General features: G+C 66.4%; 18 protein-coding genes. 10 read left to right on the top strand and 8 right to left on the bottom strand.

Annotated elements, in window-relative coordinates; genetic code table 11:
• Positions 1–129: 129 nt before the first annotated feature.
• Together C8J26_RS13260 and C8J26_RS13255 are read right to left on the bottom strand one after the other, a co-directional pair.
• Positions 130–1800, bottom strand: coding sequence for an inorganic phosphate transporter (locus C8J26_RS13260; protein WP_107958617.1), 1671 nt, complete (start codon positions 1798–1800; stop codon positions 130–132).
• A 277-nt stretch (positions 1801–2077) separates the two neighbouring features.
• Positions 2078–2407: a UrcA family protein gene (locus tag C8J26_RS13255; RefSeq protein WP_167398837.1), complete on the bottom strand. Its 330-nt coding sequence runs from the start codon at positions 2405–2407 to the stop codon at positions 2078–2080.
• Between the two features lie 218 nt (positions 2408–2625).
• Here C8J26_RS13255 and C8J26_RS13250 point away from each other — a divergent pair, with 218 nt between their 5' ends.
• The 3 genes from C8J26_RS13250 (at position 2626) to C8J26_RS13240 (ending at position 5976) form a co-directional block, all read left to right on the top strand.
• Complete coding sequence (locus C8J26_RS13250; RefSeq protein ID WP_107958941.1) at positions 2626–4908, top strand: ATP-dependent helicase; 2283 nt, start codon at positions 2626–2628, stop codon at positions 4906–4908.
• A 112-nt stretch (positions 4909–5020) separates the two neighbouring features.
• The gene (locus C8J26_RS13245; RefSeq protein ID WP_107958612.1) at positions 5021–5344 is read left to right on the top strand and encodes a hypothetical protein; all 324 of its coding nucleotides are present in this window, start codon (positions 5021–5023) and stop codon (positions 5342–5344) included.
• A gap of 80 nt (positions 5345–5424) precedes the next feature.
• Positions 5425–5976 carry a glycine zipper 2TM domain-containing protein gene (locus C8J26_RS13240; RefSeq protein ID WP_056410942.1) on the top strand — a complete coding sequence of 184 codons (552 nt, stop codon included), beginning with the start codon at positions 5425–5427 and terminating at the stop codon, positions 5974–5976.
• Between the two features lie 100 nt (positions 5977–6076).
• Here C8J26_RS13240 and C8J26_RS13235 read toward each other — a convergent pair whose 3' ends face one another.
• The gene (locus C8J26_RS13235; protein WP_107958610.1) at positions 6077–8206 is read right to left on the bottom strand and encodes a prolyl oligopeptidase family serine peptidase; all 2130 of its coding nucleotides are present in this window, start codon (positions 8204–8206) and stop codon (positions 6077–6079) included.
• Between the two features lie 58 nt (positions 8207–8264).
• On the opposite strand from C8J26_RS13235, the gene C8J26_RS13230 reads away from it, so the two are divergent.
• On the top strand, positions 8265–9680 hold the full coding sequence (locus C8J26_RS13230) for an MFS transporter (protein ID WP_107958608.1): 1416 nt from the start codon (positions 8265–8267) through the stop codon (positions 9678–9680).
• Between the two features lie 241 nt (positions 9681–9921).
• On the opposite strand, the gene C8J26_RS13225 is transcribed toward C8J26_RS13230, so the two are convergent.
• Entirely contained in the window at positions 9922–11664 is a 1743-nt protein-coding gene (locus tag C8J26_RS13225; protein ID WP_244185297.1) for a DUF885 domain-containing protein, read from the bottom strand.
• Between the two features lie 126 nt (positions 11665–11790).
• Here C8J26_RS13225 and C8J26_RS13220 point away from each other — a divergent pair, with 126 nt between their 5' ends.
• Complete coding sequence (locus tag C8J26_RS13220) at positions 11791–12615, top strand: alpha/beta fold hydrolase (protein WP_107958605.1); 825 nt, start codon at positions 11791–11793, stop codon at positions 12613–12615.
• Between the two features lie 98 nt (positions 12616–12713).
• Here the strand turns inward: C8J26_RS13220 and C8J26_RS13215 are convergent, their stop codons facing one another.
• Entirely contained in the window at positions 12714–13040 is a 327-nt protein-coding gene (locus tag C8J26_RS13215) for an FtsB family cell division protein (RefSeq protein ID WP_056410961.1), read from the bottom strand.
• A 25-nt stretch (positions 13041–13065) separates the two neighbouring features.
• The gene (gene eno, locus C8J26_RS13210; protein WP_107958604.1) at positions 13066–14346 is read right to left on the bottom strand and encodes a phosphopyruvate hydratase; all 1281 of its coding nucleotides are present in this window, start codon (positions 14344–14346) and stop codon (positions 13066–13068) included.
• Positions 14347–14545: 199 nt separating this feature from the next.
• Between eno and C8J26_RS13205 the strand changes: the two genes are divergently transcribed.
• From C8J26_RS13205 to C8J26_RS13185, 5 genes are all read left to right on the top strand, one after another.
• Complete coding sequence (locus C8J26_RS13205; RefSeq protein WP_107958602.1) at positions 14546–15040, top strand: hypothetical protein; 495 nt, start codon at positions 14546–14548, stop codon at positions 15038–15040.
• A gap of 4 nt (positions 15041–15044) precedes the next feature.
• On the top strand, positions 15045–15410 hold the full coding sequence (locus C8J26_RS13200) for a phage holin family protein (RefSeq protein WP_056410971.1): 366 nt from the start codon (positions 15045–15047) through the stop codon (positions 15408–15410).
• The gene (locus C8J26_RS13195) at positions 15407–15679 is read left to right on the top strand and encodes a hypothetical protein (protein WP_056410974.1); all 273 of its coding nucleotides are present in this window, start codon (positions 15407–15409) and stop codon (positions 15677–15679) included. Before C8J26_RS13200 ends, C8J26_RS13195 begins: the two co-directional genes overlap by 4 nt.
• A gap of 69 nt (positions 15680–15748) precedes the next feature.
• On the top strand, positions 15749–16216 hold the full coding sequence (locus tag C8J26_RS13190; protein ID WP_056410977.1) for a PLP-dependent aminotransferase family protein: 468 nt from the start codon (positions 15749–15751) through the stop codon (positions 16214–16216).
• Between the two features lie 79 nt (positions 16217–16295).
• Positions 16296–16526, top strand: a complete 231-nt coding sequence (locus tag C8J26_RS13185; RefSeq protein ID WP_056410981.1) for a DUF4170 domain-containing protein — start codon at positions 16296–16298, stop codon at positions 16524–16526.
• 165 nt (positions 16527–16691) lie between these two features.
• On the opposite strand, the gene C8J26_RS13180 is transcribed toward C8J26_RS13185, so the two are convergent.
• Entirely contained in the window at positions 16692–17342 is a 651-nt protein-coding gene (locus tag C8J26_RS13180) for a rhomboid family intramembrane serine protease (protein WP_107958600.1), read from the bottom strand.
• 5 nt (positions 17343–17347) lie between these two features.
• Positions 17348–17824 (bottom strand): transcription elongation factor GreA, encoded by a 477-nt coding sequence (greA, locus tag C8J26_RS13175; protein WP_055878474.1) that lies wholly within the window; start codon positions 17822–17824, stop codon positions 17348–17350.
• Positions 17825–17874 lie beyond the last annotated feature (50 nt).

The raw sequence follows: 17874 nt of genomic DNA, 5'->3' as shown, positions 1-17874 counted from the left end.
CACCCTGCCCCAACCCACACCCGTCATCCTGACGAAAGTCAGGACCCAGAGCCACGAACACCCCGCCTATTACCGTGGCTCCTGACTTTCGTCAGGATGACGAAAAAGGAACGCAGTACCGATCTGCGCTCAATACCCCAGCGAATGCGCCAGCGTCAGCAGCAGCCAGTACAGCCCGCCCGACAGCAGCATCGCCACCGGCAGCGTCATCACCCAGGCCAGCGCCATGTTCATGACCGTACGACGCTGCAGCCCGGCACCGTTGGCGACGCTCGCGCCCGCGACGCCCGACGACAGGATGTGCGTGGTCGACACCGGCATCCCGAAATTCACCGCCAGCAGGATCGTCGATGCCGCGACCAGCTCGGCCGACGCGCCCATCCCATAGGTCAGGTGCGTCTTGCCGATCCGCTCGCCCACCGTGACGACGATCCGCTTCCACCCGACCATCGTCCCCAGCCCCAGCGCCAGCGCGACGGTCACCTTCACCCAGGTCGGGATGTAGCGCGTGCCCTGTTCGAGCCCGCTGTTGTAGCTCTTGAGCGTCGTGATCTCCTGCGCGGTGAAGCGGCTTTGCGCGGACGCGTCGGCAGCGATCAGCTTGGTCGTGTCGAGCACGAGGTACATGTCGTTGCGCAGGTTGGGCGTCGCCGCGGCCGGCACCTTGCCGAGCGAGCCATAGCCCGCGATCCGGCTCGACACGTCGTCCGACAGAGTCGCCAGCGCGCCATAGATGACCGGGTCCGAAACCTGCTTGGTCTTCAGCGCCTGCGTGACCTGCGCGCGTGCTGCGCTGACGCCAGCCGGCGCGCCATTGGCGTGCGCCCGATAGGCAGCGGAGGCGGCCTGCGCGGTCTGCACGAACGCGGGCGTCGCGCTCTCTGGCATCGTCCGGTTGAGTGCATAGGCGGTCGGCGCGCAGCCGATCAGGATGAGCATGATCAGCCCCATCCCCTTCTGCCCGTCATTGCTGCCATGCGCGAAGCTGACTGCGGTGCACGTGCCGATCAGCAGCGCACGGATTCCGCGCGGCGGCGGCGTCTGGCCCTCGGGCGCCTCGTACAGCGCCTTGTCGCGCAGGAAGCGCTTCATCACGAGCAGCAGCAGAAGAGCGCCGACGAAGCCGACGATCGGGCTGAACGCGAGCGCGGAGAGCACTTTCCAGACCTGCGCCATGTCGACGCCCGACGTCCCGTCGGCGCCGCCGCCGCGGATGAGCTGGTTGGCGAGGCCGACGCCGAGGATCGAGCCGATCAGCGCATGGCTCGACGAATTGGGCAGGCCGACCGCCCAGGTCGCGAGGTTCCACACGATCGCCGCAAGCAGCAGCGCGAAGATCATCGCGAACCCGCCGACGCTGCCGACGTTGAGGATCAGGTCGACCGGCAACAGCGTGACGATCGAATACGCCACTGCACCCGACGACAGCATCACGCCGAGGAAGTTGAAGAACCCCGACCACACCACCGCGAGCGGCGCGGGCATCGAATGCGTGTAGATGACGGTCGCCACCGCGTTGGCGGTATCGTGGAAGCCGTTCACGAACTCGAACCCGAGCGCGATCAGCAGCGCGAGCGCTAGGAACGCGAACGCGCCGCCCGCCAGGCTCTCGCCGACCTGCGCGGTGTCGAACGCGATGCTGAACCCCGCATAGGCCAGCCCGCCGATCAGCACGGCGAGGAATATCCACCGCCCCGCCGGGTGCAGCGCGTGATCGAGCTTGGGGCCAGTACGCGGTGCCGAGGCGATAGCACTCGGATCAGCCGTCAGCGCGTCGGGTGCAAATGTGGAAGTAGCCATGGAGGTGCAGTCGGCCCTTACGATGACAATCTTATGACAGATGTAAATCAAGCGATCGACACGCCTGATTCGGGACGCCCGCATAACGATCCTTCCCCGCCAGGGGGAGGTGGCGCCGAAGGCGACGGAGGGGGCGGACACGCAACCGAGGTTACGCTCCCCTCCCCCTCCGTCTGGCAACCGCCATCCACCTCCCCCTCCGTCTGGCAACCGCCATCCACCTCCCCCTTGCGAGCGAGGATTGGTCGACGCGGACCTTCGTGGCTAGCGCGACAGGTCAGCGCGTCGCGTTGATGCTGGCGAGCTGCGTGCCGTCGCGACGCAGCAGGGCGGCCATCTTGACGCTCGCATCGGCGGTCATCTCCTGGCGGCAGCGATGCGCGTCGGCGAACGCATCGAGACCGCTCGTGCGCGGCTCACACGCCCTGGCGATCGCCGATTGCAGCCGGCGCTGGAACAGAGCCCTCCCCGCGGCGCTGGTCAGGTCGAGCCCCGCATGCGAGACGCGCACGGACACGGGCTCACGCACGGAACTGGCCGATGCGGCTGTCGAGAACAGGCACGCGCCGACGATCGCCGCCGAAGCGACGCTGATGAAAATCTTCATGATGATGGTCCTCATATGGTCCTGCGGTCCGCAGGCATCGGCCTGCGGGCGACGGCGCTTGCGCATCGGGACGCCGTTCTGCATGCGGAGTCTCCGACGACGAACCACGTCGCTGTGCATCCCCTAGTCGCGGATCATGACGCCCACGCGACGGTTCGGCGACGTTTCAAAGGTTGCCCCACCGCGCCCCGTTCCCTACCTGTTCACCGGTGAACCAGATCGCCCAAACGTCCGCGCCGCAAGCCGAGCCCCCCTATCTCCGCGGCCTCAATCCGCCGCAGCGCGAGGCGGTGCTGACAACCGACGGCCCCGTCCTGATCATCGCCGGCGCAGGCACCGGCAAGACCGCGGCGCTGACCGCGCGACTCGCACACCTGATCTTCACCAAAAAGGCCTGGCCGTCGGAGATCCTCTCGGTCACCTTCACCAACAAGGCCGCGCGCGAGATGCGCGAGCGGGTCGGGCGACTCGTCGGCGACGCGGTCGAGGGGATGCCGTGGCTCGGCACCTTCCACGCGATCGCCGCCAAGATGCTGCGCCGCCATGCCGAGCTCGTCGGGCTCCAGTCCAATTTCACGATCCTCGACACCGACGATCAGCTGCGGTTGCTCAAGCAACTCATCCTCGCGGCGGACATCGACGAGAAGCGTTTCCCAACGCGCAGCCTCGCCGGGCTGATCGACCAGTGGAAAAACAAGGGCCTCGTCCCCGCCGATATCGATGCGGGCGAGAGCGAGCGCTACGCCAATGGCCGCGGTGGCGAGCTGTACCAGCAATACCAGACCCGCCTGATCGCGCTCAACGCGTGCGATTTCGGCGATCTGCTGCTGCACATGCTCGTCATCCTGAAGACGCACCGCGACGTGCTCGCGCAGTATCAGCAGCGCTTCAAATACATCATGGTCGACGAGTATCAGGACACCAACTCGTCGCAATATCTCTGGCTGCGGCTGCTCGCGCAGGAGCGCAAGAACATCGCCTGTGTCGGCGACGACGACCAGTCGATCTATTCGTGGCGCGGCGCACAGGTCGAGAACATCCTGAAGTTCGAACGCGACTTTCCGGGCGCGAAGGTCATCCGCCTCGAACAGAATTACCGCAGCACGCCGCACATCCTCGGCGCCGCGAGCGGCGTGATCGCGAACAATGGCGGCCGCCTCGGCAAGCAGCTCTGGACCGAGCTCGACGTCGGCGAGAAGGTCAAGGTCATCGGCGTCTGGGACGGCCCCGAGGAAGCGCGCCGCGTCGGCGAGGAAATCGACAGCGTCCGCCGCTCCGGCAAGAGCCTCGACGAGATCGCGATCCTCGTCCGCGCGCAGCACCAGACTCGCGAGTTCGAGGACCGCTTCATCGCGATCGGCATGCCGTACAAGATCGTCGGCGGCTTCCGCTTCTACGAACGCGCCGAGATCCGCGACGCGCTGGCCTATCTCCGCGTCGTCAACCAGCCCGCGGACGACCTCGCCTTCGAACGCATCGTCAACGTCCCCAAACGCGGCCTCGGCGACAAGGCGGTCGCGCGCATCCACCAGCTCGCGCGCGCCACCGGCACGCCGCTCACGACGGCCGCGGCGCGGATCCTCGACACCGACGAGCTGACCGGGGCGGCGAAGAAATCGCTCGGCCGCCTCGTCGGCGACATCGCCCGCTGGCGCGACATGGCGACGAGCCTGCCGCACGCCGAACTCGCGCGGCAATTGCTCGACGAGAGCGGCTACACCGCGATGTACCAGGCCGAGAAATCGGTCGAGGCGACCGGCCGGCTCGAGAATCTGAGCGAACTCGTCCGCGCGATGGAGGAGTATGATTCGCTCGGTGCATTCCTCGAACATGTCTCTCTGGTCATGGACAATGAGGGCGGCGCGCAGGATCCGCAGGTCACGATCATGACCATCCACGCCGCCAAGGGCCTCGAATACGACACCGTCTTCTGCGTCGGCTGGGAGGAAGGACTGTTCCCGTCGCAGCGCTCGCTCGACGAGGGCGGCGTCAAGAGCCTCGAGGAGGAACGTCGCCTCGCCTATGTCGCGATCACGCGCGCGCGCCGGCTGGCGGTCATCCTCCACGCCGCCAATCGCCGCATCTACGGCCAGTGGAATTCGTCGATCCCCTCGCGCTTCGTCGCCGAACTCCCCGCCGAGCACACCGACACCGAGACGACGATGTCGGGCGGCGCGAGCCTGTGGCAGGCGAACTGGTCCGACCGCGCCGACCCGTTCGCCGACGTCGCGCGCGGCACCGGCCGCGGCCCCGGCTGGCAGCGCGCGGCCACCCCCGGCGGCGGCTTCTCCACCAAACCCGCGCGCGTCGTCGAAAGCCGCGCGAGCGCGATCAGCCTCGGCAACAAGGGCCGCGACGACCTGTCGCTCGGCATGCGCGTGTTCCACCAGAAGTTCGGCTATGGCAGCATCGCCGAGATCGAGGGGAACAAGCTCGAAATCGACTTCGAACAATCGGGCCGCAAGCGCGTGATGGACAGCTTCGTGACGCTGACGCCCTAATACCCCCGCGTCGGCGTACCTGTACGGGAGCCGACAATCGCGTTCAGGAACCATGTCTCTCGACAGCCGTATCAGCGTGGCAGCCCGATACTCGGGTTCGAGAGGACGTCCCATGAAGTTTACGCATCTCATCGCCGCAGGGCTCGCCTTTGCGACTCTCGGCCTCGGCGCCGCCGCACCGGCCGAAGCGCAGCGCGATCGTGGCTATAGCCAGCACGACAATGGACCCCGTGGCGGTCCCCGCGGCGATCATCACGGTGGCCCGCGTGGCGATCATCGCGGCGACCGTCACGGTTTCCGCGGCAACGATCATCGTGGCGATCGCCATGACGACCGGCGCTATCGCGGCCGCGGCAACGACCGTCGCAACTGGAACAACAGCCGTCGCTGCCGCACCGAGTGGCGCAACCATCGCCGCGTGCAGATCTGCCGCTGAGATAGACCGTTGATATCGGGCGGGCGGCAGTCGCATATTGCCGCCCGCCCTCGTCGTGACACCCTGAAAGGATCCTGATCATGAAGCGTTTTCTCGGCACGGCTGCGATGATCGCCGCCACCTGCCTGTCCGTCGCCACCCCAGCCGTCGCACAGAGCAGTGCCGACGATGCGCGCTTCGCCGCCGCCCAGGCGCGTCTCGACAGCGAACTGCAGATCTTCCGTACCGAATTCGATCGCTACCAGTCGGTGCGCGGCAATCGCGGCGGCTATGCACCGCAGGGCGGGTATCGCCAGGCGCCCGATCGCAGCGGCGGGTATCAGGAAGCCTATCCCGACGAGCGCGACGAGGGCAATTACGACCCCTCGCGCTATTATCGCGCAGGGCCGAACTATCAGGAGCGCACGCTGGCGACCAACGACCGCGTCTATGCCGGGCAGGATGGCCGCTATTACTGCAAGCGCAACGACGGCACGACCGGGCTGATCATCGGCGCCGCCGGCGGCGGTATCCTCGGCAACGTAATCGATGGCGGCCGTTCGCGGATCGTCGGCTCGCTGCTGGGGGCGGCCGCGGGTGGCCTTGCCGGGCGTGCGGTGGACCAGAGCAACAGCCAGGTCCGCTGCCGCTAAGGTCTATTCCGTCATCCTGACGAAAGTCAGGATCCAGAGCCACAGGCGTTAAGCCTTGTGGCTCTGGATCCCGGATCAAGTCCAGGATGACGGCAAAGGCCTACTTCGCCGGCCCGACCAGCTTCTGCGTGAAATAGGTCATCTGCAACGCCTGCAACCGGGCCCCCTGCTCGATATCGGCATCGCCCGAATGCCCGCCTGCGGTATCCTCATAGTATAGATACGGAAGGCCATATTCCTTCAGCCGCGCGGCGAACTTGCGCGCATGCTGCGGCCCGACACGGTCGTCCTTGGTCGTCGTCCAGATATAGGGCTCGGGATACGCGACGCCCTTCCTGATATTCTGATAGGGCGAGATCTTCTCGAGAAACGCCTTCTCCTCGGGCACGCTAACCGATCCATATTCGTCGACCCAGGACGCGCCCGCCGCGATCCCCTCGTAGCGGATCATGTCGAGCAGCGGCACCTGGATCGTCACCGCCTTCCAGAGCTCTGGATGCTGGTTGAACTCGACGCCCATCAGCAGCCCGCCGTTCGACCCGCCATAGATGCCGAGCTTGGCCGGGCTCGTCAGCTTGCGCGCGAACAGGTCCTTGGCGACCGCCGCAAAGTCGTCATAGATCACCTGCCGCTTCGTCTTGCGGCCCGCGTCGTGCCACTTCGGCCCGAACTCGCCGCCGCCGCGGATGTTGGCAAGCACGTAGGATCCGCCCCGCTCCAGCCACAGCTTGCCGGTGCTCCCCGAATAGCTCGGCGTCATCGACACCTCGAAGCCGCCATAGGCGGTCATGATCGTCGGCGTGGTCCCGTCGAGCGCGATGCCCTTCTTGTGGACGACGAAATACGGCACCTTCGTCCCGTCGGTCGAGGTCGCCTCGAACTGCTCGACCACGTCGTTCGACGCATCGAACTTCGCCGGCAGCGTCTTGATCGGCTTGGGTGCAGCGCCGGACGCCGCATCGAGCGCATAGAGCGAGGTCGGCGTCAGGAACCCCGTCACCGTCAGATACGCGTCGTCGCTACGATCGGTCGTGCTCGCGACGTCGATCGAGGCGTTGTCGGGCAGTGCGATCGGCTTGGCGGTCCAGCCCCCTGCGCCGTGCGTATAGACCGACGCGCGGCCGCGGACATTGTCCGACACCACCAGCACCAGCTTCGATTTCGTCAGCCCCATGCCGTCGACCGACTGGCGCGGCCCCGGCGCGAACACGATCGTCGGGTTGATCGCCCCCTTCTCCACCTCGGCAAGCGGTGCCGACGCGATCGCGCCCTCGGGAATCTTGCCCCAGGGGTCGCTCGTCGAGAAGATCACCTGCCCGTCGATCATCCCCGCCGGGAACGTCCGGTCGGGCAAGGCGAGCGGTCGCGCACCGGCCGGCGTCCACACCAGCTTGTCCGCGCCGAAGAAGGTCTTCCGGCGCTGGATCACGATTAGGCGGTTGCCCTTCTCGTCCGTCAGCACGTTCGCCGCCGTACCGCCCTGGTCGGTCGCAGCCCCCCGATACACCTCGGTCGCAGCGCTGAGCGGCTGCCCCCGCTTCAGCTGCTTCATTACGAACGCATAGCCCGACTGCGTCGTCGTCCCTGCCCCCCAGTCGCGCGCGACCAGCAACGTATCCTTGTCGACCCAGGTCGCATCCTGCTTCGACTTGGGCAGCGTGAACCCGTTGGCGACGAACGCGCCGGTCTGCAGATCGAATTCGCGATAGGTCACCGCGTCCTCACCGCCTTCCGACAGCGCGACGAGGCACAGCCGCTGCTCGGGCTCGAGGCAGGTCGAACCCTTCCAAACCCACTGCTTGCCCTCGGTCTTGCCGAGCGCGTCGAGGTCGAGCGCGGTCGTCCAGTGCGGCGTGGCCGACGCGTAGTCCGCCGCGCTGGTCCAGCGCCACAGTCCGTGCGGATGATCGGCATCGCGCCAGAAATTGTAGATCCGCCCGAACATCTGGTTCGGCATCGGGATACGGTCCTTCGCCGAGGCGATAGCCAGCGCCTCGGCATAAAAGGTCTTGTAGCGTGGATCGTTCTGGAGCCGCGGGAGAGTCTTCGCATTCTCCGCCTCGACCCAGGCGAGTGGCTTGGCGCCATCCTTGTCCTCGAGCCAGATATAGGGGTCGGCGGCGGTGTTCGTCTGTGTCATCGGTGCGACTTGGGCAAGCGCGGTGCCGCTCGCAAGGCCGGCGCCCCCGCCGAGTATCGTCGCCGCCAGCATCGAAGCCAGAACCCGCATCACCGTATCTCCCTGATTTGCTTGGCGTGCTACATGCCGGGGTCTATCGCGGGGCGCAATGCAACCGGACCAGATATCGGCCGCCGACGGCCTGCCCAAACCCCGCCGCTTCGTCGCCATCGCCGCGATCTCGGCGGGCACCGCGCTGACGATCATCGACGGCGGCATCGCCACCGTCGCGCTGCCGACGATCGCGCGCGACCTGGACGTCGGCAGCAGTGCGGTGGTCACCGTCGTCACGGTGTACCAGCTGATCCTCGCGATGGCGCTGCTCCCCTTTTCCGGGCTCGGCGGGCGGATCGGCCTGAAACGCATGTATCAATATGGCCAGCTGATCTTCACGCTCGCCACGTTGCTCTGCTTCTTCGCCAAGAGCCTCCCGTTCCTGCTCGTCGTCCGCGCCGCGCAGGCGCTGGGCGCGGCGGCGGCGCTCAGCGTCTCGTCCGCATTGATCCGGTCGATCTATCCGGCCAAGCAACTCGGCCGCGGGCTCGGTATCAACGGCGTCGTCGTCTCCAGTTCGGCCGCGCTCGCGCCGACGATCGGCGGGCTCGTGCTGGCGATCGCACCCTGGCCGTGGGTGTTCGCCAGCGCGGTGCCGTTCGCGCTGCTCAGCCTCGCGCTCGGCCGCGCGCTGCCCGAGCCGCGCCCGCAGGACGCACCGTTCGACGTGCTCGGCGCAGTGATGTGTGCAGCGATGATCGGGCTCGTCATCGGCGGCGCGGAGAGCGCGGTGCACGGCGACAGCCCGATCGTCTCCGCCGCGATCGTGCTCACCGGGATCGCGATCGGCTGGGTGTTCGTCCGGCGCGAGCGCGGCGAGGCCAGTCCGATCCTGCCGATCGACCTGCTCGCGCGGCCGGTGCTCGCGCTGTCGGCGATCGGTGCATACACCGCGTTCATCGCGCAGATGACGCTGCTGCTGTCGACACCGTTCCGGTTGACGCACGCCTACGGCTTCAGCGCGGCGGAGGTCGGTGCGGCGATCGCGCCGTGGCCGCTGGCGAACATGGTCGTCGCGCCGCTGTCGGGTTGGCTGTCGGATCGCTATCCGGCGGGGTTGCTCGGCGGGATCGGGATGGGCGTGTCGATCTGCGCGTTGCTGCTGCTTGCGTTCATGCCCGCGGACCCGGGCTATTTCGATATCGCGTGGCGGATGGCGCTGTGCGGATCGGGGTTCGGGATGTTCATGGCGCCGAACGCGCGGCTGATCATCGGGTCCGCCCCCCGCGAACGCGCGGCGGCGGCGGGCGGGCTGGTCTCGACGGTGCGGCTGGTAGGGCAGACCACCGGCGCGACGCTGGTCGCAGCGCTGCTGGCGATGGGCGTGGGCGCGGGCACGACGCCGCCGCTCGTAGCCGCGGGCCTCGCGCTGGTGGCCGGCCTCTGCAGCCTAAGCCGCCTCCGCCCCTCGATCCGCAACCCGCCGACCGAGGAAACGCAGGACGTGCAACCCGCGCAACAGACGCGGTGATCGCGTCTCCCTCTCCCCGGCGGGGAGAGGGAGCAGAAGAATGTTCACCCGCGAAGGCGGGTGCCCAGTCTGTGTCTCCGCCTTCGCAGGGACACAAGCTTTGCAGCGATCTAATTCAAAACCATCCTCCCCGGCGAAGGCCGGGGCCCAATTGGAACGTCGGATATAACGAAGCGATGCGCTTCGTTAGCACCGTCCCCCAATTGGGCCCCGGCCTTCGCCGGGGTGGTGCAAGCACCAATCAGAAAGCAGCGCTGGCCTTAGCCTCCCCCATCATCGCCTTGCGCACCAACGGGATCGGCGGGCCGCCATAGCTCAGGAACTGGTCGTGGAACGCCTTCCACGCCTTCCGCCCACCCCGGCTCGCGGTCCAGTCGGCGCGCAGCTTGCGGATCATCAGCTTGCCCATTGTGTAGTTCAGATACGCCGGATCATAGGTCCCGCGCGCCGCCTGCTGCCGGGCATTGCCCTCGTCCTGATAGCATTCGTCGACGAACATCCGGAACGACTGCTCCTGCGTCATCCCCTTGGCGTGCATCCGGATCGCCGACAGATACCGGCAATCGCGAAGCAACGCGTTCGAGATCTGCCCCACATGAGTCTCGGCGTCCCCGTTATTGAGCCCCGCCTCCCACATCATCTCCTCGGCATAATGCGCCCAGCCTTCGGCAAACGCATAGCCGACGAACAGCCGCCCGAAGAGCGACGGCGATCGGTTGGCGTGGAGGAACTGGACGAAATGCCCCGGCATCACTTCGTGAACCGAGGTGAACAGAAGGTCGTTCTTGCCGGGCACGAACGCGTCCTGCACCGCCTTGGTCCAGCTCGGATCGGGCGGCGAGATATAGTAGATCGACGGCACGCCCTTCTCGAACGGTCCCGGCGGATCGATATACGCCGAGTTCTGCCGGTTATAGGGCGGTGATTCCTCGACCAGCGCCTGCTCGGTGCCCGGGATCGTCAACAGATCGTGATCGACGACGAACTTGCGCAAGCTCGGGATCTGCCGCCGCGCCTCCGCGACCGGGCCACCGACCGGCTTGTTCGCGTTCATCTTGTCCATGCACGCGAGGATCGTCTGGCCCTTGGCGAACACGCCGCACGCCTGCGCGAGCGCCGCCTGGTTACGCTTCAGATCCGCGACGCCCGCCGCCTCGAGCTGGTCGAGCGGCGTATCGACACCCTCGGTCATCGCGACCATCCGCGCGAATTTGTCGGCCCCCAGCGCAAAGTCCTGCGTCGCGGTCGCCCGCTGCCCTTCGGTCCAAGTGCCCAGATCGCGCATCGCCTTCGACGCCGCCTGCGCCGCATCGCTCAGCTGCTTCTGCGCCGCCGCGTCCTTGACGCCCGCAAACGCCTTCACCGCGTCGCCCGCATAGTAGTCCGCAAAGCCGTTGAACGCCGCGGCACCATAGTTGACGAAGCTCGGCGGCATCGGCGTCTTGAGGTTCGCCTTGATGTTGCCCGTCGCCGCCGGGATCTTCTGCAGGAACGCGGTCAGCGCCTTCATCCGGGTCGGCGCATCGGCATAGTTGCGCGCGATATAGACGTTCGGATCGAGGCCGGCGCTGACATACCAGGCCGGGTTGCGATGCGGCTGATCCGCATCCTCCAGCCAGAACAGCTTGCCCTTGGCGACCTGCACCAGATAGTCGCGCTCGAACGCCTCGGTCGGCTTCAGGTCCTTGAACGCCCCCGCCTTGTCGATCGCAGCGTGCAGGAAGTCGGCCTGCCGCTTCAGCCCCGCGGCACTCCAGTCGCCGAGCCCGCCGTCATAGTCGTGCTTGCCCTGATAGACCGCGTTCGCCGGATCGATCTTGAACCAGCCGTCGATAAAGCCGTCGCGGAACCCGGCCCAGTCGCTTGCCGCGACCGGCGTCGGTGCAGGCGCAACCGCCTGCGTATTAGACGTGGTCTGCGCGGGTCCGCAGGCGGTCAGCGCAAGCGCCGCGCCCATCGCCGTCGTCAAAAGTCCGATCCGCATCCTGTCTCCAATTCCGATTCGTCCGGCGCCATGCTGCCAGTCGACGGCTCGGTACGCCAGCGTGCGGAACGGCCCCCGCGGTGAGCCGTTGACCTTGCATCTGCCAGAACAGACCGGAGACTTGCGATGCCCTATGTAAAAACCCGCGACGGTACAGATATTTACGTCAAGGACTGGGGCACCGGACGCCCGGTCATCCTCACCCATGGCTGGCCCCTCAACGCCGACAGCTGGGACGCGCAGGCGATGGCGCTCGCTCAGGCCGGATTCCGCGCGATCGCCTATGACCGCCGCGGGTTCGGCCGGTCGGGCCAGCCCTGGAGCGGTTACGACTATGACACGCTCACCGACGACCTCGCCGACGTGATGGAAGCCACCGGCGCGAACACCGACGCGACGATCGTCGGCTTCTCGATGGGCGGCGGCGAGATCGCGCGCTACATGAGCCGCTACGACGGCAAGGGCGTGGTCGCCGCGGGGCTGATCTCGTCGGTCGTGCCGTACATGCTCAAGACCGACGACAATCCCGATGGCGTCGACGAAGAGACGCTGGCCGGGATCGGCGCGGGGATCGAAGACGACCGCCCCGCCTTCTTCAAGACCTTCCTCCAGCAATTTCTCGGCGTCGGATTCATCACCTCGCCGGTCAGCGACGAGGTCGTCGACTGGGCCTGGGGTCTGGCGATGCAGGCAGGGCTCCATCCGACGCTGCGCTGTGCGGAAGCGTTCGGCCACACCGACTTCCGCGCCGACCTGGCGGCGTTCCGTGTGCCGACACTGGTCGTTCACGGCACGAGCGACAAGACGGTCCCGATCGACGCGACCGGCCGCGCGGCGGCAAAGGGCATCGCGGGCTCGCAGCTCGTCGAATATGACGGCGCACCGCACGGCCTGACGATCACCGAGAGCGAGCGCTTCACGAACGACCTGCTGACGTTCCTGGGCCGGTAATCCGCCCTTCGTCATCCTGACGAAAGTCGGGATCCAGAGCCACAGGCGATGTTGCAAATGGCTCTGGATCCTGGGTCAAGCCTAGAATGACGGGACGTTTAATTCCCCAAGGGAACGATAACCTCGTCCGGATGCGCGACGTTCAGTTCCTTGCGGACCATCTCGTCGACCATGTCCGGGTTTGCGTGATCCGGGTTGAGCAACGCCACCCGGTTCTTCAACACCTCGCGCCGGCGATCAAGCGCGGCATAGTCCTGCTCGCGCTTCGCCAGCTGGCGCTTGTAATCGCCATAGGCGAACATCCCGTTCGGGCCGAGCACGGCATACGCGCCGAAAAAGGCCATCAGCGTCAGCCCCAGCGCAGGCCAAGCGGCCTTGCGCATCGTCTTCCGCAGCTTGCTGGTCTTCGTCGTCACGCGTGCCATGTCGTCCTCCGCGGGGGTGAGCGTATCAGCCGCCGATCAGGATGTCGCGGCCCGCGTAGCGCGCCGCGTCGCCCAGCTCTTCCTCGATGCGGATCAGCTGGTTGTACTTGGCCAACCGGTCCGACCGCGCCAGGCTGCCCGTCTTGATCTGGCCGCAATTGGTCGCGACCGCCAGATCGGCGATCGTCGAATCCTCGGTCTCGCCCGAGCGATGCGACATGACCGCGGTGTACTTGGCGCGCTGCGCCATCGACACGGCTTCCAAAGTCTCGGTCAGCGTGCCGATCTGGTTGACCTTCACCAGCAGCGAATTCGCATAGCCGCCGTCGATGCCGCGCTTGAGGCGCTTCGGGTTGGTCACGAACAGATCGTCGCCGACCAGCTGCACCTTGTCGCCGATCAGGTCGGTGAGCGTCTTCCAGCCCTCCCAATCGTCCTCGGCCATGCCGTCCTCGACCGAGAAGATCGGGTAGCGCCGCGTCAGGTCGGCGAGATATTCCGCCATCTCGTGGCTGTCGAGGATCTTGCCCTCGCCCGAAATGTCGTACTTGCCGTTCTTGTAGAACTCGGTCGCGGCGCAATCGAGCGCGAGCATCACGTCCTCACCGGGCTTATAGCCGGCCTTCTCGATGCTCGACATGATGAAGTCGAGCGCCTCGGTCGTGCTGCCGATGTTCGGCGCGAAACCGCCTTCGTCACCGACGCTGGTCGACAGACCCTTCTCGCTCAGGCCCTTCTTCAGCGTGTGGAAGATCTCCGAACCGCAGCGGACCGCCTCGAGGATGTTCGACGCGCCGACCGGCACGATCATGAATTCCTGGAAATCGATCGGGTTGTCGGCATGCTCGCCGCCGTTGATGATGTTCATCATCGGCACCGGCAGCAGATGCGCCTGCACGCCGCCGATATAACGGTAGAGCGGCAGCCCGCGCGCTTCGGCCGCGGCCTTGGCGACCGCGAGGCTGACGCCCAGGATCGCGTTCGCACCCAGCCGGCCCTTGTTCTCGGTGCCGTCGAGCTCGATCATCGCACGGTCGAGGTCCGACTGGTCCTCGGCGTCCATGCCCAGCACGGTGTCGGTGATCTCGTCATTGACCGCGTCGACCGCGCCGTCGACGCCCTTGCCGCCCCAGCGGGTCTTGTCGCCGTCGCGGCGTTCGACCGCCTCGTGCGCGCCGGTCGAGGCGCCCGACGGCACCGCCGCGCGACCAAAGCTGCCGTCTTCGAGAAGAACGTCGACTTCGACCGTGGGATTGCCCCGGCTGTCGAGGATCTGGCGTGCATGAAGGTCGATGATTGCGGTCACGTAACGATGCTCCTACAAATCCCGGGGCGGGGTCGTTCGCGCTGCCTCTATCGCCTCGCGCCATTCCGGGCAATCGCGCGACTGCCCCACAGCAGGGCCCGGCGACTGGCCCAGGACAGTGTCGTGCAATCGCGCGACGAATCGGGAACCCCGCTTCGACGGCGGTGTTGAGGGCGTAACAATTCTGAAAGGGACCGTCATGGCCGACTCCAGCGTAAACGATACCGTCAACGACCTGAAAACGACCACGACCCAGGTCGGCAACGAGCTCGCCAAGACTGTCGAGTCCGAGGCCGATACCCTGTCGGGCAAGACCACTGATGCCAAGCAGGCGATCAAGGACGGCGCCAGCAAGTACAGCGCACAGGCCGCGGACAAGGCGCGTACCTTCGCCGAGGACGGCAAGGCGCGTGCAAGCGGCGCACTCGAGCAGATCGCCCAGCTGCTGACCGACGCGGCCGGCCAGGTCGATGAAAAGCTCGGATCGCAATATGGCGGCTATGCGCGCAACGCGGCAGACAGCGTGTCCGGCTTTGCCGATCAGGTGAAGGCCAAGGACATCGACGAGCTATTCGACGACGCACGCGAACTCGTCCGCAAGTCGCCCGCGATCGCAGTCGGCGCAGCTGCTGCCATCGGGTTTGTCGTCGCGCGACTGGTGCAGTCGGGCGTCGACGCGAACCCGAAGGGCTGAGGCCTTGACCAAGCCGATCCTGTCCGAGCCGGCGACGCTGACCGGCGAGGAGGAGAGCCTGTCCGCGATCGTCAGCCGTCTGGCGAGCGAAACGCGCAGCCTCGCGACTGCCGAAGTGGCAGTCTACAAGGCGAAGTTCGGTGAGACGGCGGGCGCGTACAAGTCGGCGGCGATGTTCTTCGCCGTCGCCGGCGTGTTGGCGCTGGCCGCGCTGATCGCACTGCTGGTCGGTGCGATCTTGACGCTGGCGACCGTGATGGGGCCTGGATGGTCGACCGCGATCGTCGTCGTGGCGGTGCTGGCACTTGCCGGCATCCTCGCGATGATCGGCAAGTCGAAGCTTCAGACCAAGAGCGAGCCCGTATCATGACATCCGCCAAAGTCGCCGCCGCAGAGATCGAGTCCGCCCTCGCCCGCCAGCGCGTCATGATGACGCTCGGGCAGTTGCAGGATCGGCTCAATCCCCGGAAGCTCGCGCTCAACGCCAGCCGCGACGTCGCCGATGTAGGCACCGCCGCCCTGACCGCGGGCGTGGAAACGGTGCGGCGCAATCCCGGCCCGACCGCGGGCTTTGCCGCAGTCGCCGGGCTGTTCCTCGCCCGTCACCGGATCGTCGGCCTTTTTCGCCGCGGCCGTTGAAAGCCTTGAAACCATGAAGTCCCGGCTCGCGTTTAAAGACGAGCAGCTTGCCATTAGAAGGACCGTCCCATGACCGACGCAAAGACCACCATTCACGACACCGAAAACCGCGTCCGCGAAGGTCTCGACACCGTACGCGAGACCGCGTCGAAGGTATATCACGACGCCGGCGACAAGGCCTCCGAGGTCCTCGAAGTCTCGCGCGAGAAGACCAAGCGCGTCGTCAACAATCTCGAATCGAACCCCCTCGGCATCCTCGTCGGCGGTCTTGCCGTCGGCGCGATCGCCGGTGCACTCATCCCGCGCTCGGCGCGTGAGAAGGAACTGCTCGCGCCCGTCGGCAAGCGCCTGAGCGAGACGGTCGTCGCTGCGACGGCCGCTGCCAAGGCTGCGGGCCAGTCCGAACTGGGCGAACTCGGGCTCACCAAGGACAATGCGCGCGGCCAGGCACGCGGGCTGCTCGACGGCATCGTCAAGGCACTGACCACCGCGGGTACTGCAGGTGCGAAGGCAGTTTCGCAAAAGCCAGCTGTCTAAAAGACACCGGCAAAGGGTTCAAAGCGCGGGTTGAACACGCTAGGGCACCTGCAACCTCCCTCCCAAGGACAAGCAGCGCATGAGCAAGCTCCACCTCGTATTCGGCGGCCGCGTCAGCGACCCGCGCACCCTTGATTTTAACGATCTGAACCGGATCGAATTCGTCGGCGTCTTCCCCGACTATGCTACCGCCGAAAAGGCCTGGCGTGCTGCAGCGCAGCGCACGGTGGACGATGCCGAGATGAAGTTCGTGGTCGTGCCGCTGCAGCGCATGCTCGAGCCAACGCTGCCAGGTCAGACCGCGGCCTAACCGACCCGCGCCGTGCAACCAACGCACACTCCCCCGTCATCCTGACGAAAGTCAGGACCCAGAGCCAAGAGCGCCATCGCCTGTAAACCTGGGTCCTGACTTTCGTCAGGATGACGGCGGAGCGTGGAGACGACAGCCGCGCGCCTGAACACCCGCGCCTAACCCTCAGGCCGCGCGGTACCGCCACAGCAACAGCGGCCGAGCCAAAACCAGCCCCGCCAGGAACCCGCCAATATGCGCGCCGATCGCGATCGGCCCGTTGGCGCCAACCGACGCACCAAACCCGGCCAGCCCCATCAGCAACTGGATCCCGATCCAGGCGGCCGCAAGCCAGACGACATGCACGACGCCAGCCGGTACCGGCCCGATCGCCTTGGCGCGGCGCTCGCCATAGAGTAGCGCATACGCACCAACGACTGCCGAGATCGCACCGCTGGCGCCGATCATCGGCGAAACGGACTCGGGCCCAAACGCCCAGTGCCCCGCCGCCGCCGCATACGCGCCAAGCCCGTACAGCACGACCAACCCGACAGTCCCCAGCGCCCGCTCGACGAACTGCCCGCAATAGACCAGCATCACGAGGTTCAGCGCGATATGCGCCCAGCCGCCATGGATCAACGTTGCGGTCAGCGGCGTCGCCCAGGCGGGGACCACGAACATATGATCGCTCGGAATACCGAGTTCGGTCATCCGCAACGGGATGAACCCGGCGTTCACCGCCCAGTACGGCAGCGACCCGCTCAGTACTAGAAATCCCGAGACGATGACCGTCACGATCGTGATGATCGCCGTCGCCCGCGTCTCGAAAAAACGCATGAGGTTCAGATGAACTCGATCTTGGAGACGACGTAATAGCGCTCGCCGGCGGGCACAGTGACCTCGACCTCTTCGTCGAGCTTGCGCCCGATCAGCCCGCGGCCCAGCGGCGAGTTGTACGAGATACGGCCGGTCTTGGCGTTCGCTTCGGTCTGGCCGACGATCTGGTACTTGATCGGCTTGTCGTTCTCGTCGAGCAACGTCACCGTCGCACCGAACACGACCTTGTCGCCCGACAGGTCCTTCGGATCGATGATCTGCGCGCGGCTCAGCTTGTCCTCGATGTCGGAGATCGATGCCTCGACCTGGCCCTGGCGCTCCTTGGCGGCATGATATTCCGCGTTCTCGCTCAGATCGCCATGCGCGCGCGCCTCTTCGATCGCGTCGACGATCGTCGGACGTTCGGCCTTCAGGCGCTTGAGATCCGCGGTCAGCGTCTCATAGCCTTCCTGAAGCATCGGCATCTTTTCGACGGTCGCCATTATCTCGTCCCCAAATCCATTTCCCCGCGCGGGGCCCTGTACCAGCCCCG

It is taken from the genome of Sphingomonas aurantiaca (genome assembly GCF_003050705.1).
In the GTDB taxonomy this organism is placed as follows: Bacteria; Pseudomonadota; Alphaproteobacteria; order Sphingomonadales; family Sphingomonadaceae; genus Sphingomonas; species Sphingomonas aurantiaca.
The sequence above is the reverse complement of the archived record's forward strand: the minus strand, read 5'-3'. Positions and strand labels throughout refer to the sequence as shown.

What these genes read in the sequence shown, in the direction of transcription:
- C8J26_RS13220 (WP_107958605.1), top strand. Translation starts at nt 11,791, where the DNA reads ATGCCCTATGTAAAAACCCGCGACGGTACAGATATTTACGTCAAGGAC.
- C8J26_RS13180 (WP_107958600.1), bottom strand. Translation starts at nt 17,342, where the DNA reads ATGCGTTTTTTCGAGACGCGGGCGACGGCGATCATCACGATCGTGACG.
- C8J26_RS13195 (WP_056410974.1), top strand. Translation starts at nt 15,407, where the DNA reads ATGACATCCGCCAAAGTCGCCGCCGCAGAGATCGAGTCCGCCCTCGCC.
- C8J26_RS13240 (WP_056410942.1), top strand. Translation starts at nt 5,425, where the DNA reads ATGAAGCGTTTTCTCGGCACGGCTGCGATGATCGCCGCCACCTGCCTG.
- C8J26_RS13190 (WP_056410977.1), top strand. Translation starts at nt 15,749, where the DNA reads ATGACCGACGCAAAGACCACCATTCACGACACCGAAAACCGCGTCCGC.
- C8J26_RS13235 (WP_107958610.1), bottom strand. Translation starts at nt 8,206, where the DNA reads ATGCGGGTTCTGGCTTCGATGCTGGCGGCGACGATACTCGGCGGGGGC.
- C8J26_RS13215 (WP_056410961.1), bottom strand. Translation starts at nt 13,040, where the DNA reads ATGGCACGCGTGACGACGAAGACCAGCAAGCTGCGGAAGACGATGCGC.
- C8J26_RS13205 (WP_107958602.1), top strand. Translation starts at nt 14,546, where the DNA reads ATGGCCGACTCCAGCGTAAACGATACCGTCAACGACCTGAAAACGACC.
- C8J26_RS13185 (WP_056410981.1), top strand. Translation starts at nt 16,296, where the DNA reads ATGAGCAAGCTCCACCTCGTATTCGGCGGCCGCGTCAGCGACCCGCGC.
- C8J26_RS13260 (WP_107958617.1), bottom strand. Translation starts at nt 1,800, where the DNA reads ATGGCTACTTCCACATTTGCACCCGACGCGCTGACGGCTGATCCGAGT.
- C8J26_RS13255 (WP_167398837.1), bottom strand. Translation starts at nt 2,407, where the DNA reads ATGAAGATTTTCATCAGCGTCGCTTCGGCGGCGATCGTCGGCGCGTGC.
- C8J26_RS13225 (WP_244185297.1), bottom strand. Translation starts at nt 11,664, where the DNA reads ATGCGGATCGGACTTTTGACGACGGCGATGGGCGCGGCGCTTGCGCTG.
- greA (WP_055878474.1), bottom strand. Translation starts at nt 17,824, where the DNA reads ATGGCGACCGTCGAAAAGATGCCGATGCTTCAGGAAGGCTATGAGACG.
- C8J26_RS13230 (WP_107958608.1), top strand. Translation starts at nt 8,265, where the DNA reads ATGCAACCGGACCAGATATCGGCCGCCGACGGCCTGCCCAAACCCCGC.
- C8J26_RS13245 (WP_107958612.1), top strand. Translation starts at nt 5,021, where the DNA reads ATGAAGTTTACGCATCTCATCGCCGCAGGGCTCGCCTTTGCGACTCTC.